Annotated in this window: 19 protein-coding genes; 12 read left to right on the forward strand and 7 right to left on the reverse strand. The window is 64.8% G+C overall.

The genetic code is table 11. The features are described from left to right. The first annotated feature begins 342 nt into the window (after positions 1 to 342). The 7 genes from C4K39_RS27150 to C4K39_RS27180 all read left to right on the forward strand — a co-directional run bounded on the left by C4K39_RS27150 (position 343) and on the right by C4K39_RS27180 (position 8,819). The gene (locus C4K39_RS27150) at positions 343 to 1,245 is read left to right on the forward strand and encodes an AraC family transcriptional regulator (RefSeq protein ID WP_124347891.1); all 903 of its coding nucleotides are present in this window, start codon (positions 343 to 345) and stop codon (positions 1,243 to 1,245) included. A 222-nt stretch (positions 1,246 to 1,467) separates the two neighbouring features. Beyond that, complete coding sequence (locus C4K39_RS27155) at positions 1,468 to 3,699, forward strand: TonB-dependent siderophore receptor (protein ID WP_124347892.1); 2,232 nt, start codon at positions 1,468 to 1,470, stop codon at positions 3,697 to 3,699. Between the two features lie 6 nt (positions 3,700 to 3,705). Next, complete coding sequence (locus C4K39_RS27160; protein WP_124347893.1) at positions 3,706 to 4,587, forward strand: PepSY-associated TM helix domain-containing protein; 882 nt, start codon at positions 3,706 to 3,708, stop codon at positions 4,585 to 4,587. After that, positions 4,574 to 5,707: an ABC transporter substrate-binding protein gene (locus tag C4K39_RS27165; RefSeq protein ID WP_124347894.1), complete on the forward strand. Its 1,134-nt coding sequence runs from the start codon at positions 4,574 to 4,576 to the stop codon at positions 5,705 to 5,707. Before C4K39_RS27160 ends, C4K39_RS27165 begins: the two co-directional genes overlap by 14 nt. After that, positions 5,704 to 6,771: a FecCD family ABC transporter permease gene (locus C4K39_RS27170; protein ID WP_124347895.1), complete on the forward strand. Its 1,068-nt coding sequence runs from the start codon at positions 5,704 to 5,706 to the stop codon at positions 6,769 to 6,771. Before C4K39_RS27165 ends, C4K39_RS27170 begins: the two co-directional genes overlap by 4 nt. A gap of 47 nt (positions 6,772 to 6,818) precedes the next feature. Beyond that, positions 6,819 to 7,598: an ABC transporter ATP-binding protein gene (locus tag C4K39_RS27175; RefSeq protein ID WP_124348410.1), complete on the forward strand. Its 780-nt coding sequence runs from the start codon at positions 6,819 to 6,821 to the stop codon at positions 7,596 to 7,598. 3 nt (positions 7,599 to 7,601) lie between these two features. Next, the gene (locus C4K39_RS27180; protein WP_124347896.1) at positions 7,602 to 8,819 is read left to right on the forward strand and encodes an MFS transporter; all 1,218 of its coding nucleotides are present in this window, start codon (positions 7,602 to 7,604) and stop codon (positions 8,817 to 8,819) included. 165 nt (positions 8,820 to 8,984) lie between these two features. Here C4K39_RS27180 and C4K39_RS27185 read toward each other — a convergent pair whose 3' ends face one another. The 6 genes from C4K39_RS27185 to C4K39_RS27205 all read right to left on the reverse strand — a co-directional run bounded on the left by C4K39_RS27185 (position 8,985) and on the right by C4K39_RS27205 (position 14,980). Beyond that, a complete protein-coding gene (locus tag C4K39_RS27185) occupies positions 8,985 to 10,166 on the reverse strand; it encodes a sugar transporter (RefSeq protein WP_124347897.1) in 1,182 nt (393 codons plus the stop codon). 126 nt (positions 10,167 to 10,292) lie between these two features. Next, complete coding sequence (locus C4K39_RS27190; protein ID WP_124347898.1) at positions 10,293 to 10,901, reverse strand: TetR/AcrR family transcriptional regulator; 609 nt, start codon at positions 10,899 to 10,901, stop codon at positions 10,293 to 10,295. Positions 10,902 to 11,039: 138 nt separating this feature from the next. Continuing rightward, entirely contained in the window at positions 11,040 to 11,927 is an 888-nt protein-coding gene (locus C4K39_RS27195; protein ID WP_124347899.1) for an alpha/beta fold hydrolase, read from the reverse strand. 26 nt (positions 11,928 to 11,953) lie between these two features. Continuing rightward, positions 11,954 to 13,009 carry a sugar phosphate isomerase/epimerase family protein gene (locus C4K39_RS27200; RefSeq protein ID WP_068580822.1) on the reverse strand — a complete coding sequence of 352 codons (1,056 nt, stop codon included), beginning with the start codon at positions 13,007 to 13,009 and terminating at the stop codon, positions 11,954 to 11,956. A 64-nt stretch (positions 13,010 to 13,073) separates the two neighbouring features. Next, positions 13,074 to 13,238 carry a hypothetical protein gene (locus C4K39_RS31610; protein WP_164487333.1) on the reverse strand — a complete coding sequence of 55 codons (165 nt, stop codon included), beginning with the start codon at positions 13,236 to 13,238 and terminating at the stop codon, positions 13,074 to 13,076. After that, on the reverse strand, positions 13,235 to 14,980 hold the full coding sequence (locus C4K39_RS27205; RefSeq protein WP_124347900.1) for an amidohydrolase: 1,746 nt from the start codon (positions 14,978 to 14,980) through the stop codon (positions 13,235 to 13,237). The genes C4K39_RS31610 and C4K39_RS27205 overlap by 4 nt, the downstream gene beginning before the upstream one ends. 105 nt (positions 14,981 to 15,085) lie before the next feature. Here C4K39_RS27205 and C4K39_RS27210 point away from each other — a divergent pair, with 105 nt between their 5' ends. Further along, positions 15,086 to 16,000 (forward strand): LysR family transcriptional regulator, encoded by a 915-nt coding sequence (locus C4K39_RS27210; RefSeq protein WP_124347901.1) that lies wholly within the window; start codon positions 15,086 to 15,088, stop codon positions 15,998 to 16,000. An 11-nt stretch (positions 16,001 to 16,011) separates the two neighbouring features. Here the strand turns inward: C4K39_RS27210 and C4K39_RS27215 are convergent, their stop codons facing one another. Next, complete coding sequence (locus C4K39_RS27215) at positions 16,012 to 16,491, reverse strand: Lrp/AsnC family transcriptional regulator (protein WP_068580830.1); 480 nt, start codon at positions 16,489 to 16,491, stop codon at positions 16,012 to 16,014. A 124-nt stretch (positions 16,492 to 16,615) separates the two neighbouring features. Between C4K39_RS27215 and C4K39_RS27220 the strand changes: the two genes are divergently transcribed. The 4 genes from C4K39_RS27220 to C4K39_RS27235 all read left to right on the forward strand — a co-directional run bounded on the left by C4K39_RS27220 (position 16,616) and on the right by C4K39_RS27235 (position 20,964). Next, entirely contained in the window at positions 16,616 to 17,875 is a 1,260-nt protein-coding gene (locus C4K39_RS27220; RefSeq protein ID WP_124347902.1) for a methionine gamma-lyase, read from the forward strand. A gap of 81 nt (positions 17,876 to 17,956) precedes the next feature. Then, a complete protein-coding gene (locus C4K39_RS27225; RefSeq protein WP_124347903.1) occupies positions 17,957 to 19,090 on the forward strand; it encodes a branched-chain amino acid ABC transporter substrate-binding protein in 1,134 nt (377 codons plus the stop codon). Positions 19,091 to 19,807: 717 nt separating this feature from the next. Then, the gene (locus C4K39_RS27230; RefSeq protein WP_068580842.1) at positions 19,808 to 20,353 is read left to right on the forward strand and encodes a phage tail protein; all 546 of its coding nucleotides are present in this window, start codon (positions 19,808 to 19,810) and stop codon (positions 20,351 to 20,353) included. A 35-nt stretch (positions 20,354 to 20,388) separates the two neighbouring features. Beyond that, positions 20,389 to 20,964, forward strand: a complete 576-nt coding sequence (locus tag C4K39_RS27235) for a phage tail protein (RefSeq protein ID WP_124347904.1) — start codon at positions 20,389 to 20,391, stop codon at positions 20,962 to 20,964. Positions 20,965 to 20,987: the final 23 nt, after the last annotated feature.

Genomic DNA, 20,987 nt, shown 5'->3' on the forward strand with positions numbered 1-20,987 from the left:
GGCCATGGACCTGGAATTCCAGATCCGAGTGAAATGCGAAAAAAGGAAGCGTCAGCCGCGGCGGGAACCAGGCCTCGCCGGCTGGGCTATGGTGGTATTGCGCAAGGATTCGTCCATGGAGCTGAGTGCCTGGAAATGAGAGTGATTATTAATAGGCAATTTCCTGGACCGGGCAATTGCCAGGACATTCGTTTGCGCGGCTTTTTCTTTTGATTGCGCAACGCCCCGCCGGCAAAGCCTTACGGGGAGAGCCTCAAAAGCTAAAGGATAATCATTCTTAATTACAGATCAGAAATTTCCTGCTAGCTTATGACCTCTTTTCTGGTCCACAGGGAGTTCGCCATGCTCAGCCGCCAAGCTGCGCCGCAGCCTGTCAAAAAGGATTTCACTCTGCACTTTCCCAACCCCCGGCAGGACGGTGCCGCCACCGTGGTGCCAGAGATCACCCTGTCCACCGGGACCGTGTTGATGGAGAGCCAGATGTGGATGCAGGAATCGCTCTGGCAGGGCCTGAAGATCATCCTGGTGCTCAGCGGCCAGCTTAATTGCCGGGTCGAAGGCCAGCCGGAGGTGGAGATCCGCGGACCGACCCTGTGCGCCGTGGCCAACCAGGGCGAGCACTGCGGCGACCACCTGTTCGCCAGCGGCGTACCGGTGCGCTACACCACGGTGCAGCTGGACTTTCCCTCGATCCGTAACGTCGGCCTGGAGCCGGAGCGCCTGCTGGACCAGCGTGGCGGCGGGCCGATGCTGTTCTGCCAACCGGCCAGCAAACCCCTGCTGGCCCTGGCCCAGCAGATCGTCACCTGCCCGCTGCAAGGCCCCACCCGTTCCTTTTACCTGGGCGGCAAGGCCCTGGAACTGACAGCCCTGGGGGTCGAGGGCATCCTCGCCCATGCCGAATCCCGGCCATTGCAGGACAGCCCCTGCAGCTCGGCGGACATCGAGCGTATCCACGCCGCCCGCGACCTGCTGCTCAATTCGTTGCCAGCCTCGCCGTCGCTCTCCGAGCTGTCGCGCCAGGTGGGCCTCAACCCGCGCAAACTCACCGCCGGCTTTCGCCAGGTGTTCGGCACCAGCGTCTACGCCTACCTGCAGGAGCAGCGCCTGGGCGAGGCTTATCGCTTGCTGGCCAGCGGCGAGACCAATGTGTCCAGCGCCGCCTACCGGGTCGGCTACAGTCCCGCGCATTTCTCCACGGCGTTTCGCAAGCGCTTCGGGGTTTCCCCCAAATCCCTGCGCTGAATGCCGCGCCCGCTACACCGGGCGCCCAGCGCTGAACATCGCCTGACCTGCTTCCCTACTCGTCATTGACGCTCGCGTGTTTGCGCCGGGCCCATCCTGGCTGTGCCAACGAGTGCCGCAAACGAAAGAAAAGATCGCTGCAGCCAAAGTTTTAGCCACCAGGCAACGTTCACTAATGAGATACGTTTGCATTCTCATTTAATCCCCATCACGGAGTGAAGCATGGGCACCCGCGTTGCGCACCGAAATACCCCAGGTTGGCCAGTCGAGCATGTGGCCGCGCGCCCCCCGTCCAACCGCGGCCCGCTGTCCTGCCTGGTCCACGGCGTGGCCCTGGGTCTGTCGCTGACCCAGGCCGCTAGCGCCCTGGCGGCAACCGCCGACCAGGAGCAAGACCAGCCCCTGGTCCTGGACACCAGCGTGATCAGCACCAACGCCGTCGATTCGCCCACCGGGCAGCAAAGTGGCTACGTGGCCAAGCGCAGCCTCAGCGGAACCAAGACCGACGCCTCGCTCAGTGAAATCCCCCAGGCGATCTCCGTGGTCACCCGCGACCAGATGGACGCCCTGAAAGTGCAATCGGTGAACGAGGCCCTGCGCTATACCGCCGGGGTCCAGGCCAACACCATCGCCGCCAGCCAGCGCTTCGACACCATTTCGATCCGTGGCTTCGACGTCACCACCGGCATGCTCCGCGATGGCCTCAAGGGCAACACCGCCCAGGCCTGGCCCAAGGTGGAAGCCTATGGCCTGGAGCGTATCGACGTGCTCAAGGGCCCGGCTTCGGTGCTGTTCGGCCAGAACGCTCCCGGCGGCGTGGTCAACCAGGTCAGCAAGCGGCCCCTGGACACCCCCTTCCACGAGGTGGAGATCCAGGGTGGCAGCTTCGGCCGGACCCAGGGCCAGTTCGATTTCAGTGGGCCCCTGGACGACCAGGGCCAGTTCCTCTATCGCCTGGTCGGCCTGCAACGGGACAGCGGCACCCAGTTCGACCACATCCCCGACGACAAGCAGTTCATCGCACCATCCTTCACCTGGAAACCCAACGAAGACACCAGCCTGACCCTGCTGGCCGACTACACCAAGGACAGCTTCGGCGCTCCACGCGTGCTCCTGCCCAGCCGTGGCACGCTGCTGGGCAACCCCAATGGCAAACTCAAGCGCAACGTGTTCCTCGACGAGCCGGGGCTGGACAACGGCCGCAACCAGTACAGCCTCGGCTACCTGCTGGAGCATCGCTTCAACGACGTCTGGAGCCTGAACTCCAGCGCCCGCTATGGCCACGTCAACCTGCTGACCAACACCGCCAGCGGCATGTCCCTGGCCCCCGACCTGCGGACTTTGAACCGCGCCGCCTATCGCTTTCGCATCGTTGGCGATACTTATTCGCTGGATAACAACGTCCAGGCCCGCTGGAACCTGGGCAGCACGCAGATGGTTTCGCTGCTGGGGCTGGACTACCGGCGCACCCGCGAGGACTACCATCTGCTGGGCGGTACGGCATCGCCCATCGATATCTATCGCCCGGTACACGGTGGAGTCTTCGCGCCCGATAAACCGTTCGCCAACACCATGCAGCGCGCCGATCAGGTCGGGGTCTATGCCCAGCAGCAATTCACCTTCGACGACCACTGGGTACTCACCGTCGGCGGCCGCCAGGATCGCTCCAGCGCCCGTACCGACAACCGCCTGGAAAACACCGGCAACAAGCAGAAGGACGAGAAGTTCACCTACCGTACCGGCCTGGTGTACCTGGCGGACAACGGCCTGGCGCCCTACATCAGCTACTCCACTTCGTTCGATCCGGTGTTGGGCACCAACTTCTACGGCACGCCGTACAAGCCCACCAGCGCCAAGCAGTCGGAGGTGGGGATCAAGTACCAACCACCGGGCATCGACAGCTACATCACCCTGGCGCTGTTCGACCTGACCCAGGAGAACGTCCAGACCGCCGATCCCGCCCAGCCCTTGAACAGGCTGCAGACCGGCGAGATCAACGTCCGCGGCGTCGAACTGGAAGGCAAGGCCAGCCTGGCCCAGGGCCTGGACCTGCTGGCGGCGCTGACCTGGAACGACGCCGAGGTGAGCAAGAGCAACAACCCGCTGGAAAAGGGCAAGCGGCCCACCGACACCCCGGAAAAGATGGCCTCGCTGTGGGCCGACTACAGCCTGCCCGACGGGCCGCTGGGAGGCCTGGGGTTCGGCGCCGGGGTGCGCTACATCGGCAGCACCAAGGGCGATCCCGCCAACACCCTCAACGTGCCCTCCTACACCCTGCTCGATGCCGAGGTGCACTACGACTTCGACAAACTGGTCCCGGCGGCCAAGGGCCTGCGCCTGGCAGTCAATGCCAACAACCTCACCGACAAGCACTACTACGAAAGCTGTTCGGTGAGCAGTTGCAGTGCCGGTTACGACCGCAGTCTCATCGCCAGCCTGCGCTACCGCTGGTAGGCCGGCATGCTGCGGCTACGTGAAATCTGGCTCGGGGTCCATCGCTGGCTGGCCCTGGGCCTGGGCTTGTTCCTGGCGCTCCTGGGGCTCAGCGGCGCACTGCTGGAGCTCAAGGGCCCGATCCTGCGCTGGGAGGTCGGCGGGCAGATGCTGCAGCTGGCTCCCGGCGAGCACGGCGCCCTGCTGGAACAGAGCGCCTGGATCAGCGCTGCGTCCAGCGCCTACCCACAGTTGCACAAGGTGTTCGGTGCCGCCGCGCCACGCCAGGGCTTTCTCGAATCGGACAACGCCATCGTCTTTGGTGCACTCGAAGATCGTCCTGGCACCGGCATTGCCATGATCGATCCCTACCGCGCCGAGCCCCGGGGGTTCTTCGTGTTCGAGGACCTGTGGCTGGCGCGGTTGGTGGCCTTGCACCGCAGCCTGCTGTTGCCGCCAGCCTGGGGTTCGCTCCTGGTGCTGGCCTGCGGCCTGGCGCTGCTGGTCTCGTTGGGCAGCGGCCTGTACCTGTGGTGGCCGGGACGGCGCAGCTGGTGGAAGGCCGCCAGCCTGCGTCCCGGCAGCCGCGGCACCCGGCGCTTGCGCGAGTGGCACAACGTCGCTGCGGCCTGGCTATGCCTGCCCCTGGCGCTGATTGCCGGCAGCGGCGCCTGGCTGGCACAACCGCAGTGGTTCACCTGGCTGACCGGGCAACCCCTGGCGCTCAAGCCGCTGTTCTCCGCCGCCCACGGCCAGCTGCTGCTGGGCGCTCCCGGTGCCTGGCTGGCCTTTGCCTGTGGCCTGGCGCTCCCCCTGCTGTACATCACCGGCCTGCTGTTGTGGTGGCGCAAGCGCGCCGCTCGCCGGGCCGTCCCATCGTTCAAGGAAATGACCCATGACACACCGTGATCTGTTGCGCCGGGCCCGCCGCGGGCTCCTGTTGGGCCTGTTGCCGCTGGGGCTGCTGTGCAGCGCAGCGGCCAGCGCCGCGACCCTTACCGACCTGGCCGGACGCCAAGTCCAGGTGCCGGATAAGGTCGAACGCATCCTGCTCGGCGAAGGCCGGATGATCTATTCGCTGTCGCTGCTGGAGGGCAAGCATCCATTCGCCCGGGTCGCCGGTTGGCAGGGAGATTTTCGCGGCCTCGACGTGCAAGGCTACGGCGCCTTCCACCGGGCCTTCCCGGAAGCCGAGAAGATACCGCTGGTGGGAGGAACTTCCGCCGACACCTTCAGCGTCGAGAAGGCCCTGGCCGTGCATCCGGACCTGGCGATCATGGCCCTAAGCGGCGGCCATGGCCCGAGCCCCGACAGCGAGGCCGTCAAGCAACTAGAAGCGGCCGGGGTGGCAGTGGTCTTCGTCGACTTCAGCAACCATCCGCTGAGCAACACCGTGCCCAGCATGCGCCTCTTGGGCCAGGCCCTGGGGCGTGAACAGCAGGCCCAGGCATTCATCGACTTCTACCAGCGCTCCCTGGCCCGGGTCACCGACACCCTGGCCCAGGCCGGCCAGCTCGAGCAACCGACAATCTTCATCGACATGCTTGCCGGGCTGCAGGAATGCTGCGGCTCGCCGGGTACTGGCAACTTCGGCGAGATGATCAAGCTGGCCGGTGGTCGCAACATCGCCGACGGCCGTATCCCCGGCCCCATCGGCACCCTGAACGTGGAATACATCCTTTCCAGCGATCCGGATGTGTACGTGGCCACCGGGGTCTTCGCCGCGGGCCAGGGTGGCGTCACCCTGGGCTACTCGGCCACCCTGCAACAGGCCCACGACAGCCTGCGCCAGGCCGCCCAGCGCCCGCCACTGAACGAACTGCGAGCGGTACGCCAGGGCAATGTGCATGGCCTGTGGCATATCTTCTATGACTCGCCCGAGCACCTGGTGGCGGTCCAGGCCCTGGCCAAGTGGCTGCATCCGCAGCTGTTCAAGGACCTGGATCCGGACCAGACCCGCCGCGAGCTGTACCAACGGTTCATGCCGATTCCCGCCAGCGGCGTGTTCGCCACGAGCCTGGCGCCATGACCCAGGCGGCTACCGAGGTGCAAGAACCACTCGCTTCGAGCCACTACCGCCAACGCCATGGCCGGCGGGTCCTGTTGTTGTCCGGCCTGGCCTTGGCGCTGCTGCTGTCCCTGGCCCTGGATATCACCACCGGGCCTTCGGGCATGAGCCTGGAACGCCTGCTGCAAGTGCTGTGGGACCCAGGCTCGATGCCCCGGGTCGAAGCGGTGATCGTCTGGAACGTACGCCTGCCCTACGCCTTGATGGCGGTGCTGGTGGGCGCCGCCCTGGCCCTGGCCGGGGCCGAGATGCAGACGGTGCTCGACAATCCCCTGGCCAGCCCCTTCACTCTCGGCGTCTCCGCCGCCGCAGCCTTCGGCGCGGCGCTGGCCATTGTCCTCGGCCTGGGCTTGCCCGGGGTACCCGCGCAATACCTGGTCTCGGCCAATGCCTTCGTGTTCGCCCTGGCTTCGGTGGCGCTGCTGTACCTGCTGGCGCGCTGGCGTGGGTTCGGTGTGGAAAGCCTGGTGCTGTTCGGCATCGCCCTGGTATTCGCCTTCAACGCGCTGGTGGCCCTGCTGCAATTCGTCGCCAGCCAGGACAGCTTGCAGCAACTGGTGTTCTGGACCCTGGGCAGCCTGGCTCGCGCCTCCTGGGAAAAGCTGGCGATCCTGGCCGTGGCGCTGCTGCTGTGCCTGCCGTTTTCCCTGCGCCAGAGCTGGGCCCTGACCGCCCTGACCCTGGGCGAGGAGCGGGCCCGCAGCTTCGGCGTCGATGTCGGCCGCCTGCGCCTGCTGTCGCTGCTGCGTATCAGCCTGTTGTCGGCGCTGGCGGTGTCCTTCGTCGGCACCATCGGTTTCATCGGCCTGATCGCCCCGCACATCGCCCGGTTGCTGGTGGGGGAAGACCATCGGCTGTTCCTGCCGGCCAGCGTGCTCAGCGGCGGGTTGATCCTGTCCATGGCGTCGGTGGCTAGCAAGGCGCTGATTCCCGGGGTGCTGATCCCGGTGGGCATCGTCACCGCCCTGGTGGGCATTCCGTTCTTCATGGCCATCGTCATGCGCAACCGTCGAGGTGTCCTGTGAACCATTCCTCATCCTCGGCCAAGGGCTTGAGTACCGCCAGCCTGAGCATGCACTACGGCAACCGCCAGGTGCTCGACACAGTGGACTTGCCGGCCCTGCAGGCCGGCAGCGTGACCGCACTGATCGGCCCCAACGCGGCCGGCAAGTCGACGCTGTTGCGGGGCATTGCCGGCCTGCACAAGACCTCGGGCCAGGTGCTGCTCGACGGTACCGACCTGGCTCGCCTGCCCCAGGTGGAGCGGGCACGGTATATCGTCTACCTGCCCCAGAGCCTGCCGGAGCGGACCCGCCTGTGTGCCTTCGAGGCCATCCTCAGTGCCGCCATGGCCGGGCACCGCAGCCCCGGTTTCACTCCCGGGCGGCCAAGCCCGGCAGTGTTGCAGGGCGTCGAGCAGGTGCTGGCCGACCTCGACCTGACGGCCCTGGCGGACCGCCCCATCGACGCCCTGTCCGGCGGCCAGCGGCAACTGGTGGGCCTGGCCCAGGCCCTGGTGCGCCAACCCAAGGTGCTGTTGCTCGACGAGCCCACCAGCGCCCTGGACCTGTACCACCAATGCCAGGTGGTGGAAGCCATCACCCATGCCACCCGCGAGCGCCAGCTGATCACCCTGGTGGTGGTCCACGACATCAACCTGGCCCTGGGCTTCAGCCAACAGGTGGTGGTCCTGCACAACGGCCGCCTGGCCGCCGCCGGCCCGGCCCTGGAGGTGATCGACCCACAGCTGCTGCGCGACGTCTATGGCGTCGATGCCAGCCTGGAACACGTGCGCGGTCGTCCCCTGGTGATGGTCGATGGCCGCCTGCCCTTTCACTCAGCCCTGGGATAGACCATGAGCAACGTTCAACCACTGCCCCACGAGACCTCGACAACCTCCACCGACGCCACGGCCTTCGACCTGCGCCCGCTGCTGGTGGCCAACCTGGCCTGCACCATGGCGATGATGGCCTTCGTCGCGCTGATCGGTCCCATCGCCCGGATCCTCGGCCTGGCCACCTGGCAGGCCGGCATGGCGGTCACCGTGTCCGGGGTGATCTGGATGCTCCTGGCCCGGCCCTGGGGCCGGGCCAGCGACCGCCTCGGCCGACGGCGGATCCTGTTGCTGGGTACCGGTGGCTTCACCCTGGCCTTCCTGGCCCTGAGCCTGTTCATCGACCTGGCGCTGCACGCCCTGCCCTCGGCGCTGCTGGCCTTCGCCGGGTTGTTGCTGGGACGCGGGTTGATCGGGGTGTTCTATGCGGCGATTCCGGTAGGCGGCTATGCGCTGATTGCCGACAACATCGAGCTCCAGCACCGCGCCCGGGCCATGGCCTCGCTGGGTGCGGCCAATGCCTGCGCCCTGGTGCTGGGACCGGCCATCGCCGCCCTGCTGGCGCGCCAGAGCCTGAGCTTGCCGTTCTATGCCATGGCGCTGCTGCCGTTATTCGGTTTCCTGTTCCTGCGCGCCCGCCTGCCACGCCAGGAGTTGCACCTGCAGCAGCCGCCGAAGTCAGTGAGCCTGGCTGACCGGCGCCTGCGCCGTCCGCTGCTGGTGGCCTTCGTGGCCATGCTGTGCGTGGCCATGGCGCAGATCACCGTGGGCTTCTTCGCCCTCGATCGCCTGGGCATGGCTCCGGCGATGGCAGCACAGACCGCCGGCATCGCCCTGACCCTGGTGGGCGTGGCATTGATCGTCTCGCAATTGCTGGTGCGCAAGCTGGAATGGCCACCGCTACGGATGATCCGCATCGGCGCCCTGGTGGCGGCCGTGGGGTTTGCCGCGAGCATCGTCGCCGCCCACGCCTGGGTATTGTGGCTGGGCTTCTTCATCTCGGCGGCCGGCATGGGCTGGATCTTCCCGTCGTTCGCCGCCCTGGCCAGCAATTCGGTAGACGCCGCCGAGCAAGGTGCCACCGCCGGCTCCATCGGCGCGGCCCAAGGCCTGGGCGTGGTGGTCGGGCCATTGGCCGGCACCCTGGTGTATGCCGTGGAGCCGCGCCTGCCCTACCTGCTGGCGGCGCTGTTGTTGCTCCTGGTCGCCGCCTGGCCCGAGGCCCGGCGCCAGTCCTGACCCTCGCGGCAGCGGCTACACAAGGCCGCGCAAATCCTGCAGCCGCTGCCGAGCCCGCGAGGCTGCGACAAGGCCGGCGGGCCTTCAGCTAACGATCTAGCAACACCGCCCTGGCGGGCGCTACGCACGCGGGCGCAGCCTGGGGCAGCGACTACATCCAGGGCTTCATTGCGCGGTGGCGCGGGCGATGCGCCAGCTCGACCAGCCATAGAGCATCAGCGCCAGGGCCGCCAGGGCGCCGCCGGCCACGCCGACATAGGCGAACCCCAGTTGCCCGCCGACCCAGCTGCCGAGCAAGGCGCCACCGCCGATGCCGATGTTGTAGATCCCGGAGAACATCGCCATCGCCACGTCGGTGGCGTCCGGTGCCAGGGTCAGGACCTTGGACTGCAGCGAGAGGCCAAACCCCATGATCGCCATGCCCCAGACCACGCTCAGGGCCACCAGCGACCAGACATGCCCGTTGAGCGGCAGCAACAGGCCCAGGCACAACATCAACAAGGCCACCGCCACCAGCAGGAAACCCTGGGGGCTGTGGCGGTGCAGGCGGCTGAACAGCAGCGAACCGATGATCCCCGAGCCGCCGAACACCAGCAGCACCAGGGTCACCACGTCGCCGCCCAGGCCCGAGGCCAACTTGATGAAGGGCTCGACGTAGCTGTAGGCGGTGAATTGCGCCGTCACCACCATGGCCGTCAACACATAGGCCGCCACCAGCGCCGGGCGCTTGAACAGCAGCGGCAGGCTGCGCAGCGAACCGGAGTTCTGGCTGGGCAACAGCGGCAAGGTGCGGATCAGCCACAGCACCAGCAGCGCCGCCAGGCCGGCGATCACGCTGAAGGTGGTTCGCCAGCCCAGGGCCTCGCCCAGCAGGCGCCCCAGGGGAATGCCCAGGACCATGGCCAGGGAGGTGCCGGTGGCCAGCAGGCCGAGGGCCTGTACCTGTTTGCCCGCGGGGGCCAGGCGCACCGCCAGGGATGCGGTGATCGACCAGAACAACGCGTGGGCCAGGGCGATGCCGATGCGACTGAGCATCAACAGGCCGAAGCTGGTGGCCAGGCTGGACAATATGTGGCTGACGATGAACAAGCCGAACAGCAGCGTAAGCAAGCGCCGGCGCTCGACGTTGCGGGTCAGCAGCATCACCGGCAGCGAGGTCAGGGAAACCACCCAAGCGTAGATGGTCAGCATCAGCCCGACCTGTTCGCTGGCCAGGTCGAAGCTCGCGCCGATGGCGCTCAGCAGCCCGACCGGGACGAACTCGGTGGTGTTGAAGACAAAGGCGGCCAGGGCCAACGCGATGACCGACTGCCAGTTACCTTGGGGTGTCGCCTGGGGATTGCTCATGTCGGGGTCGTACTACTCGTTCGAAGGTGGAGCGGATCCTGGATCCGATGAAAAACCCGGCCCCTGCTCGGCTGGTAGCGCTGTCCGGCGCCCACGGCGAGCGCAGCCAGGGTAATGAATCGCAGGTTAGTCAGGGGTTACGTTGCACGCGGTATCGAGGACGCCCATGGCCAACGCCACCACCTTGCGCAGTTGCTCGGCGCTGGCGCCATCCCGGGCTTGCACCGACAGGCCATGCAGCACCGTAGAGTAATAATCGCCCAGGGAAGTTGCATCGCCATGACCTGCCAATTCCCCCGACTGCACCGCCGCCTGCAGCCGCTGGACGATGCTGGCGGTGCGCGCCAGCCGGTGCTCGGCCAGCCACTGGCGCACGCCGTCGTTGTCGCTGGAGCAGTTCACCGCCGAGGACACCACCATGCAACCCAGGGGTTGGCCTGGCCGGGTATAGAGTTGCACGGCCTCCTCGAGCAGGCGGGCGATGGCGGCACGGGCACTGGGTTCTTCGGCCAGGGCCCGATCGGCGAAACCGCCCTCGTGGCTCTCGTACAGCTCGATGGCTTCGCGAAACAGCGCCTCCTTGGAACCGAAGGCAGCGTAGATCCGTGCCGAGGCGATGCCCAGCGCGGCCACCAGGTCGGCCATGGAGGTGGTTTCGAAACCACGGGCCCAGAACAGTTCGAGCGCCTGGCGCAACGCCTGGTTGCGGTCGAATTCGCGGGGTCTTCCAGCCATGGGAGTCAGGTATCTCGTCAGGATGAGCGGCGATCGGTGTGGCCCGATCGGCGGCCGGCACGGGGCGCCGGGACGAAATGATATTAGATTTGCGCCGTCCCCGGGCCATTTTCCCTGCCCGGGGACGACGGTCGAGGCTCAGCCCGCCTGCTCTTCCAGGAACGGCAGCAAGTGGCCAAGGAAAGCCTCTGGCGCCTCCTCCATGATGAAGTGCCCGCAGTCCGGCACGATGGCGCCACGCAGATCGCTGGCCCGGCCCTGCAGGGTCAGCAGCGGAGCATCGTTGGTAGCGTGCTCGGCGCCGATGGCCAGCACCGGCATTGCCAGCAACCGTTCGGCGCGCTGCTGGTTCTGGCGCACGGTCTCGGGAATCGCCCGGTAGTAGGCGAAGCCCGCACGCAGTCCGCCCGGGGCGGCATAGGCCTGGATGTACTCCTCGGTGGCCACCGCGTCGCGGCGGTGGGACCACTTGTCGAAGATGTAGTTGAGGTAGACCCGCTCGCGGCCGGCGATCAGCGCTTCCGGCAAATCGCGCAACTGGTTGAACATGAAGTGCCAGAGAAAGATGTTCTGCCCCGGCTCGACGAAGATCGGCGGCGCCTCGGCCAGCCCCGGGATCACCGCCTCGGTCAGCGCCAGGCGCTCCACGGCCTCGGGCCGGTCGCTGGCCAGGGCGTAGGCGACCCACATGCCTACGTCATGGCCGACCACGCTATAGCGTTCGAACCCCAGCTGCTCCATCACTCGGTGCAGCACATCGGCCACGGCGCCGGTGTCGTAGCCGTGCTCCGGGCGATCGGATTGCCCGGTGCCCGGCGGGTCCACGGCGATGGCCTGGAAGCCCCTGGCGGCCAGGGCCTGGATCACCTCGCGCCAGGCGTACCAGGTCTGCGGCCAGCCGGGAATCAGCAGCACCGGCCGGCCACTGCCGGCACTGACGCAATGGATCCGCTGGCCGTCGATGCGCACGTAGCGATGGGCCAGGCCGTGGGCATCGACCTGGGTGTTGTCGGTAAAGGCATTCATCAATAGTGATCTCCGGGGGGAAAGGTTCAGGCGATGCCGAGCATGGCGTTGATCTGTTGGCGGTCGATGCGGGCACCGGCGAAGTCGTCGAAGATCCGTTCGGTGACGCGGATCATGTGGCGGTTGATGAACTCCACGCCTTCCCGGGCGCCGTCCTCCTGGTCCTTGAGGCAGCACTCCCACTCCAGGGTCGCCCAGCCGCCGTAGTCGTATTGCGCCAGCTTGGAAAAGATCCCCTTGAAATCCACCTGGCCGTCGCCGAGCGAACGGAACCGCCCGGCCCGCTCGACCCAGGAGCTGTAGCCGCCATAGATGCCCTGGCGCCCGCTGGGATTGAACTCGGCATCCTTGACGTGAAACATGCGGATGCGCTCGTGGTAGATGTCCAGGTACGCCAGGTAGTCCAGTTGCTGCAGCACGAAATGGCTGGGATCGAAGAGGATGTGGCAGCGCGGATGCCGATCCACCAGGTCGAAGAAACGCTCGAAACTGGTGCCGTCGTGCAGGTCTTCGCTGGGGTGGATCTCGTAGCACAGGTTGACCCCCTGCTCGTCGCAGGCATCGAGGATCGGCCGCCAGCGCCGCGCCAGTTCGGCGAACGCGGTCTCGATCAGGCCGTCGGGACGCTGGGGAAAGGGAAACAGGTAGGGCCAGGCCAGCGAGCCGGAGAAAGTGCCCATGTCAGCAAGCCCCAGGCGCCGGGAAGCCCGTGCCGCCAGCTGCATGCGGTCCATGGCCCAGTCGGTGCGCGCCTTGGGATTGCCACGCAGGGCCTCGGGGGCGAAGTTGTCGCACATCGCGTCGTAGGCCGGGTGTACCGCCACCAGTTGGCCGAAGATATGGGTGGTCAGCTCGCTGATCACCAGGCCGTGCTCGGCCAGTTGGCCCTTGACTTCATCGCAGTAGTCCTGGCTGTGCGCCGCCGTGGCGACATCGAACAGCCGCTCATCCCAAGCCGGGACCTGCAACGCCTTGAAGCCCAGGTCGGCGGCCCAGCGGGCAATGCCCGGCAGGTCATTGAATGGCGCCGTATCGGCGCTGAACTGCGCCAGGTGCAGGCTGGGGCCCTTGAGGGTTTTCATCGAATGCTCCTATTATTTGTCGATCGACAAAGAATAGGAACAAGCCGCTGCCAACGTCAACTGTTCAATCGCCGGACAGGCCATGGCGCAGGCCTTCGCCGCCATTGGGAAAAACGCCAGAGCCCAGGTAAATCAATGTCTCCAGCCCCATCGACGGAGCCTGATCGACGGCTGAAAAAAAGCCCGCGAACAGGGTCGCGGGCCGCTTTGGCGCAATGGCCGAGGTCATTCGCCCGGGCGGTGGTAGACCTCGCGACCGGCGAAATAGGTGCTCAGCACCTGGGTGCCGGCCAACTGCTCATCGGGAACCTGGAACACATCGCGATCGAGCACGATCAGGTCGGCCTGCTTGCCCGGGACCAGGCTGCCGATCTGCTGCTCCAGGCCGATGGCACGGGCGGCATTGCGGGTGTAGGCGTAGAACATGGCCTGGCGATCGATGCCTTCATCCTTGTTCAACACCCCCTTGGGGCCCTTGCGACTGACCGCCTGGGCGATGGCCTTCCATGGCTCGGGCGTGCTCACCGGCCAATCGCTGGCACCAGCGATGGTGGCGCCGTTCTTGAACAACGAGCGCGCCGGGTACATGAACTGGAACTGCATGGCCGTGATGTAGGGCTTGAGCAGGTCGATGCTCAGTTCATCGGCGGAGGCCCAATACAGCTGCATCGAGGCGATCACGTCCAGCGGCTTGAAGCGCGCGAACTCCTTGGGATTGACCATTTGCAGGTGGGTGATCGAGTGCACCACGCCACTGTGGCGCTGGCGCCGGGCTTGCTCGATGCCGTTGAGCGACTCACGCACCGCGCGATCGCCGATGGCGTGCACATGCACCAGCCAGCCACGGGCGTCGGCGGCGCTGACCAACTCGCCGAAATGCGCCGGGTCGATCAGCAACTCACCGCCCTTCTGCGAGTTCTTGTAGGGCGTCAGCAAGGACGCGGTCTGGGCCGGAAACTCGGCAACACCATCGGCGAAGATCTTGATTCCCGGCAAGCTCAGGTTGGGCACATCGAGAAACTGCCGGCGTACCTGGTCCAGTACCGCAAGATCCGCTGGCCGGCTCTTGGGATTGGCCACCATCAACGCGGCGACCCGCAGGTCCAGTTCGCCTTTCTCGGCCAGCGCCTTGTACACCGGCAAGACGCCCACGGTCTGGGCCGTGGGATGCATGGCGAACAGCGCATCACTGGGTACCGCGTTGGCCGCCGGGTCCATTAGCGCGGTGATGCCCAGGCTGTGGTTCAGGTCCCGGGCAGCACGCCCGGCGTCGAGCATCTGTTCGAAGCTCGGCGCCGGTACCTGGGAGGTCAGGGCCGAGAGCCCGGCATCGGCGACGAAGCCATTGGGCGTGCCATCGGGATGGTGACCGATGGTGGCCACCGCCTCGCCCGTCAGCGCCTTGACCCGCTGGGCATCGATGCCGGCACGCTTGAGCATGGCGCGGTTGGCCCAGCCGGTGTGGTAGTCCCAGCCGACGAACAGGATCGGTGTATCCGCCCACTCGCCCTGGTTGAAGCGTTGCTCCAGCGCATCCACCTGGCTCCAATAAGTGGAAGGAAAACCGCTGACGCTCAGGGTATCGCCATGGCGCGCCTTGCCGTCGTCACGCCAGCCGCGCAGGCGTCGCTCCAGCTCATCCACCGGCAACAGCTGGCTTTCCAGGTCCGCGGCCTTGAGTTTGAGGCCACCGAAGATCGCGTGGCTGTGGCTGTCGATGAAGCCGGGCATCAGCACCTTGCCCTGCAGATCGACCACCCGGGTGCCCGCCGTCTTGAGCGCCAGCACCTGGGCGTCGCTGCCGACCTTGACGATCCGCCCCTGCTCCACCGCCACCGCCTGCTGCAGGGGCTGGCCCTGCTCGGCGGTGAACACCTTGCCGTTGTGCAGCAGCAAATCCACCGCCGCTTGGCTTTCCATTGCGACAAAAGCCAGCGCCGAGGCCAGCGTGATCGTCAGTGCGTTTTTCATTGTTATTGGCGCCCTTGGTCAGAATGGGCAAGAGACTAGCCAAGCCGAGGGGGTTTTAAGAATACTGCTTCGGGCAACTCATTCTTTCCAAAGAGGCAAGACCCCATGGACCAGTTGGGCGCCATCAGCATGTTCGTCGCCACCGCCGACCAGGGCAGTTTCACTCGCGCCGCCGCCCACCTGGGCAAGACCACCTCGGCCCTGACCAAGGCCGTCACCCATTTGGAAACCCAGCTGGGTACCCGCTTGTTCGAACGCTCCACACGCCGCATCGCCCTCACCGAGGCCGGGCACCTCTACCTGGCCAGCGCCCGCCAGGTGCTGGCCCAACTGCAACAGGCCCGGGAGGATATCCATCAGTTGCAGCAGCAGATGTGCGGCATCCTGCGCCTGGTGGCGCCGCCCTCCTTCGCCCCAGCCTTTCTCAACGCCGTCTGTTATCGGTTCCTGGAGCAATACCCGCAGATGCGCCTGGACGTAGAGCTGACCGACGAATTCGTCGACCTGCTCAGGGGCGGCTACGACCTGGCGGTACGCGATGGCCCGGTGGACCTGCCGGACCTGGTCGCTCGGCCACTGACCGCCAACCGCATCCTGCTCTGTGCCAGCCCGCGTTACCTGCAACGCAAGCCACTGCCGGTCACCCCGCAGACGTTTGCCGAGCATGACTGGCTGATCTTCCGCCACCCCGCGCTTAATCCGCATTTCTGGCACTTCACCCTCGATGGCCGGCAACAGCGCATGGCCCAGCCAGTGCCACGGCTGGCCAGTGACAACTACGATTTCCTGTTCGGTGCGTTACTGGCAGGCCTGGGCCTGCAACTGTGCCCGCAATGGAGCGCCCTGCCTTACCTGCAACGGGGCGAGCTGGTGCAACTGCTGCCCGAGGCAGTACCCGATCCGGGGCAGTTCGGCCCGATGATCCATATCATCTACCCAGCCCATCGGCGCCACACTCGCAAGCACCAGGCCTTCGTCGAATGCCTGAAACAGTACCTGGACGAACAGCATTTGCACTGAGCCCGGATCGCTCAACCGCCGGGTTGAAGCACCGGGATCAATCGCGCCGGCTTTACCGATTTGAATGAAAAGCTCGAGTAGATTTCCTTCACCGCGGGCAGGGTCTGCAGCACTTCGCGGGCGAACTCGCCGAAGGACTCCAGATCCTTGGCCAGCACTTCGAGGAGAAAGTCATAGCGCCCGGAGACGTTGTGGCAGGCGATGATCTCGGGAATCTCCAGCAACCGCTGCTCGAAGGCTCGGGCGGTCTCGCGGGAGTGGGATTCCATCATGACGCTGACGAAGGCGGTCACGCCGTAGCCCAGGGCCTTGGGCGAGAGGATCGCCTGGTAGCCGGTGATGACTCCGCTGTCCTCCAGCAACTTGACCCGGCGCCAGCACGGCGAAGTGGTCAGGGCGACCGTGTCGGCCAATTCCGCATTGGTCAGTCGGGCATTGTCTTGCAGGGCGACAAGCAGGGCTTTGTCGGTACGGTCCAGGCCAGCGGGCATATTTTGCCTCTATCTTTTGTTTTTATGATTATTTATTCCAATCTTCAGCTTTTTAAGGGGCCAGATTAGAAATTATTGCGCCGGATTTGAGCATAGCATTAGAGCAAATCCGGGAGTCTTCACCATGAACAATAAAAACAGTGATCTTGGTTTTTCCACCCGCGCCATCCACCACGGCTACAACCCGCAGGAGCATCAGGGCGCGCTGATTCCTCCGATCTACCTCACCTCCACGTTCACCTTCGCAACGGCCGAGTACGGTGCCGGCTGCTTCGCCGGACAAGAGCCCGGTTACTTCTACACCCGTATCGGCAACCCAACCCTGGCCTTGCTGGAATCGCGCATGGCCGACCTGGAGAATGGCGAGGCCGCGGTGGCCTTCGGCTCCGGCATGGGCGCCATCGCCGCCACCTTCTGGACGCTGCTGCGCCCGGGAGACGAGGTCATCGTCAACCGCACGTTGTACGGCTGCACCTTTGCCCTGTTGCACCACGGCCTGGAGGAGTTCGGGGTCAAGGTCCGCCATGTGGACATGACCGATCCGCAGAACCTGCGCGCCGCCATCTCCCCCGCCACGCGGATGGTCTACTTCGAATCCCCGGCCAACCCCAACATGCAACTGGTGGACATCACCGCAGTGGCGCGCATCGTCCGCCAGCACCCCAACATCACCCTGGCGGTGGACAACACCTACTGCACTCCCTACCTGCAGCGCCCCCTGGACCTGGGGGCCGACCTGGTCGTGCATTCGGCCACCAAATACCTGTGCGGCCATGGCGACATCACCGCCGGTATCGTCGTCACCCGCCAGGAGCTGGCGCAGAAGATCCGCTTGCAGGGCCTCAAGGACCTGACTGGGGCGGTGATGTCGCCCCAGGATGCCTTCCTCCTGATGCGCGGCCTCAAGACCCTGAGCCTGCGCATGGATCGCCATTGCAGCAATGCCCTGGCCGTGGCTCGCTATCTGCAAGCGCATCCGTTGGTGCAGTGGGTGGCCTACCCCGGCCTGCCCTCCTTTACCCAGTACGCCCTGGCCAAGCGGCAAATGAAGCTGCCCGGCGGCATGATCGCCTTCGAACTCAAGGGAGGCCTGCCCAGTGGCTGCGGCTTCATGAACGCCTTGCAGCTGTTCAGTCGGGCAGTGAGCCTGGGGGATGCCGAGTCCCTGGCCCAGCATCCGGCGAGCATGACCCATTCCACCTACACCCCCGAGGAACGCGCCGCACACGGCATCGCTGAAGGCCTGGTACGTCTTTCGGTGGGCCTCGAGGACATCGACGACCTGCTGGCCGACCTCGCCCAGGCCCTGGAAGCCTGCGCGCCCATAGCAGTGGCAGCACCCGCCCAGGAGAACGCCAGCCGGCTCGACAAGGTCCTGCCCTGAACGGGCCGGACCGCCCTATCTGCAACCCAAGCAGTACCCGCAACACCCTTTGAACCGTTACCCACAGGAGTGGAACCAACAATGAGTCGTATCAATAACAAAGCCACCCAACTGCTCAGCGCCATGATCCTCGCCGGCCTCGCCTGCCATTCCCTGGCCGCCGACACCATCCGGATCGGTATCGCCGGGGCCAAGACCGGCCCGGTCGCGCAATACGGCGACATGCAGTTCAGCGGCGCGCGCATGGCCATCGAGCAGATCAACGCCAAGGGCGGCGTCGACGGCAAGAAGCTCGAAGCCGTTGAATACGACGACGCCTGCGACCCCAAGCAAGCGGTGGCCGTGGCCAACAAGGTGGTCAATGACGGCGTCAAGTACGTGGTCGGCCACCTGTGCTCCAGTTCCACCCAGCCAGCGTCGGACATCTATGAAGACGAAGGCATCGTGATGATCACCCCGGCCGCGACCAGCCCGGAGCTGACTTCCCGTGGCTACAAGATGGTGTTCCGCACCATCGGCCTGGACAATGCCCAGGGTCCGGCGGCAGCACGCTACATCGCCAAGCTCAAGCCCGCCAACGTCGCCGTGCTCCACGACAAGCAGCAGTACGGCGAAGGCATCGCCAGCTCGGTCAAGGACATCCTTGGCAAGGAAGGCATCAAGGTGGCGATGTTCGAAGGCATCAACGTTGGCGAGCGCGATTACTCCTCGATCCTGGCCAAGATCAAGCAGGCCAATGTCGACTTCGTGTACTTCGGCGGCTACCACCCGGAAATGGGCCTGTTGCTGCGCCAGGCCAAGGAAAAGGGCCTGACCGCGCGCTTCATGGGACCTGAAGGCGTGGGCAACGACTCCATCTCGCAAATCGCCAAGGATGCCTCCGAAGGCATGCTGGTGACCCTGCCCAAGTCCTTCGACCAGGACCCGGCCAACAAGGCCCTGGTGGAAGCCTTCCAGGCCAAGCAGGAAAACCCCAGCGGACCGTTCGTGCTGCCTTCCTACTCGGCAGTAGAGGTGATTGCCGGCGCCATCGCCGCGGCCAAGAGCGAAGACCCGGAGAAGGTCGCCCAGGCGATCCACGCCGGCACCTTCAAGACCCCGACCGGGGACCTGAGCTTCGATGAAAAAGGCGACCTCAAGGACTTCAAGTTCGTGGTCTACGAATGGCACTACGGCAAGCCGAAGACAGCAACGGCCGATAACGCCGGGCTCTGAAGTACCGTACCGGGCGCCGCCAATCTGGCGGCGCCCGGACGCTTTCAGGTGCAAGGCCTGAAAGCGTCCTGCAAGACGGCCCTTCTGGAGCCAAACTTTCGCCATGATTCCCGAGTGTTCTAGTTGGGAATAAGTTGAAACCCTGGTAACAAAAAGAACCGCACCAGGTAACACTTCCCTCTATCTCCAATCTAAAACCTTAACCTTCCAATCACTTTGGAATGAGGTCAGGCTTTTTTCGAAAAGTCGTTAGCGTGCTTTGTTTTCTCCACAACTTTAAACCCTGAAACCCGCCCTGAAAGCTCAACTAAAATTCGCTCTAAAGCCCTGAAAAGCCCGTGGTAAAAGGCCCCTGCCATTAATGAAAGCCCAGGCCATGGGGCGACAAGCTGCCGCTCGAATGCCTGCCCCTGTTGGGTAAAGGTCGCGCCATGGCGGTAACCAAGCACCCAATCAAGGCACTCTGCCATCCAACTAAAACGTTAAAGCTAAAAACCAGTCCTTCCAGCAAGCGTTACCGCCAAAGATGAAACTAATGTTACTGCACAAGTGAAAAATCCACCGCAACTAAAAAGTCAATAAAGGCGAATGCCAGTTCCACTTATTTCAGCAAAAAAATACTGTTTGCTAACTAAATTCCATTTTGTATATCGTGCGCAACATCAAATTGCCAGCTTTAGAAATCACTTCAGCCAGCATCTTTAAGGAGAAAAGAACATGGATCCCTTTCTCGGCGAAATCCGCCTGTTCCCCTGGGGTTGGGCACCTGAAGGCTGGCTCCCGTGCGAGGGGCAGATCCTGCCATTCAACAGCAACGTGGCGCTGGCCTCCCTGCTGGGCAAGACCTTTGGTGGCGATGGCACCACCACCTTCGGCCTGCCGGACCTGCGTGGCCGGGTAGCCCTGGGACAGAACCTCAAGCCCTCGACTGTTCCTCCGATCATGGATGTCCATGTGCTGGGCACTCAGGGCGGCACTGAAACAGTGGCCATGCCGCAAAGTTCGCTGCTCGCGCACACCCATGCCACCCATGTCTCGAATACCACCGGTAACGCAGGACCTGCCGGCAACATTCCCGCCATCAGCTCGAACACCGCGGGCGCGGTTGCAAAACCGACCTACACCCTGGCGGCGAACAATCCCATGCGCCTCAACAACGCCACGGTCGTTCCGACCGAGGGCTTGCCCATGCAGAACATGCAACCTTCCATCGTTGGCTGTTTCTGCATTGCCACGACCGGCACCTACCCTCCGCGCCCTTAACGGCTATCTACAGGCCCTCAAGCAAGGAAACTGATATGTCTGAAGCCTTCGTCGGAGAGATCCGCATATTCGCTGGTAACTATCCACCTCAAGGTTGGACAGTGTGTGACGGCAAGCTTCTCTCGATCAACGACTACCAAATCCTGTATTCGTTACTGGGCACCCTGTATGGCGGCAACGGCACCACCACCTTCGCCGTGCCGAACTACTCCGACCGACTCGTTGTAGGGATGGGAAGTGGTCCGGGCCTGACCCCAAGGGCACTGGTGACAACCATGGGAGTGACAGCAGTCACCATGCGCCCGGAGAACACGCCAAGCCATAGCCACTCTTTCAACGTGAGCACCGACAACGCCATCTCCTCAGAACCCTCCCCCGCGGCCACTTCCAAGAAGATGACCTTCGGCACGTTCCCGGGTGCGGGCATCATCACCGGCCTGTACAGCAAGGGAACCGGTACCTCACCTGCCCAAGCCCTGGACCCGGCCTTTCTCGACACCGCGCTGATCCCCCCCAGCATCAACGCGACCCCTCATACAAACCTGATGGGCTCACTGAGCATCTGCTACATCATTTGCCTGGCCGGCCTGTATCCGACCCGCAACCAGTAACTTTTATCACTCAATCTGGAACG

It is taken from the genome of Pseudomonas sessilinigenes (genome assembly GCF_003850565.1).
Lineage (GTDB): Bacteria > Pseudomonadota > Gammaproteobacteria > Pseudomonadales > Pseudomonadaceae > Aquipseudomonas > Aquipseudomonas sessilinigenes.

Bases quoted from the DNA above. Each gene is read 5' to 3' on its own strand.
- C4K39_RS27225 (WP_124347903.1), top strand. From the start codon at position 17,957: ATGAGTCGTATCAATAACAAAGCCACCCAACTGCTCAGCGCCATGATC.
- C4K39_RS27175 (WP_124348410.1), top strand. From the start codon at position 6,819: ATGCACTACGGCAACCGCCAGGTGCTCGACACAGTGGACTTGCCGGCC.
- C4K39_RS27210 (WP_124347901.1), top strand. From the start codon at position 15,086: ATGGACCAGTTGGGCGCCATCAGCATGTTCGTCGCCACCGCCGACCAG.
- C4K39_RS27235 (WP_124347904.1), top strand. From the start codon at position 20,389: ATGTCTGAAGCCTTCGTCGGAGAGATCCGCATATTCGCTGGTAACTAT.
- C4K39_RS27165 (WP_124347894.1), top strand. From the start codon at position 4,574: ATGACACACCGTGATCTGTTGCGCCGGGCCCGCCGCGGGCTCCTGTTG.
- C4K39_RS27185 (WP_124347897.1), bottom strand. From the start codon at position 10,166: ATGAGCAATCCCCAGGCGACACCCCAAGGTAACTGGCAGTCGGTCATC.
- C4K39_RS27195 (WP_124347899.1), bottom strand. From the start codon at position 11,927: ATGAATGCCTTTACCGACAACACCCAGGTCGATGCCCACGGCCTGGCC.
- C4K39_RS27160 (WP_124347893.1), top strand. From the start codon at position 3,706: ATGCTGCGGCTACGTGAAATCTGGCTCGGGGTCCATCGCTGGCTGGCC.
- C4K39_RS27215 (WP_068580830.1), bottom strand. From the start codon at position 16,491: ATGCCCGCTGGCCTGGACCGTACCGACAAAGCCCTGCTTGTCGCCCTG.
- C4K39_RS27170 (WP_124347895.1), top strand. From the start codon at position 5,704: ATGACCCAGGCGGCTACCGAGGTGCAAGAACCACTCGCTTCGAGCCAC.
- C4K39_RS27180 (WP_124347896.1), top strand. From the start codon at position 7,602: ATGAGCAACGTTCAACCACTGCCCCACGAGACCTCGACAACCTCCACC.
- C4K39_RS27230 (WP_068580842.1), top strand. From the start codon at position 19,808: ATGGATCCCTTTCTCGGCGAAATCCGCCTGTTCCCCTGGGGTTGGGCA.
- C4K39_RS27155 (WP_124347892.1), top strand. From the start codon at position 1,468: ATGGGCACCCGCGTTGCGCACCGAAATACCCCAGGTTGGCCAGTCGAG.
- C4K39_RS27190 (WP_124347898.1), bottom strand. From the start codon at position 10,901: ATGGCTGGAAGACCCCGCGAATTCGACCGCAACCAGGCGTTGCGCCAG.
- C4K39_RS27200 (WP_068580822.1), bottom strand. From the start codon at position 13,009: ATGAAAACCCTCAAGGGCCCCAGCCTGCACCTGGCGCAGTTCAGCGCC.
- C4K39_RS27150 (WP_124347891.1), top strand. From the start codon at position 343: ATGCTCAGCCGCCAAGCTGCGCCGCAGCCTGTCAAAAAGGATTTCACT.
- C4K39_RS27205 (WP_124347900.1), bottom strand. From the start codon at position 14,980: ATGAAAAACGCACTGACGATCACGCTGGCCTCGGCGCTGGCTTTTGTC.
- C4K39_RS27220 (WP_124347902.1), top strand. From the start codon at position 16,616: ATGAACAATAAAAACAGTGATCTTGGTTTTTCCACCCGCGCCATCCAC.
- C4K39_RS31610 (WP_164487333.1), bottom strand. From the start codon at position 13,238: ATGACCTCGGCCATTGCGCCAAAGCGGCCCGCGACCCTGTTCGCGGGC.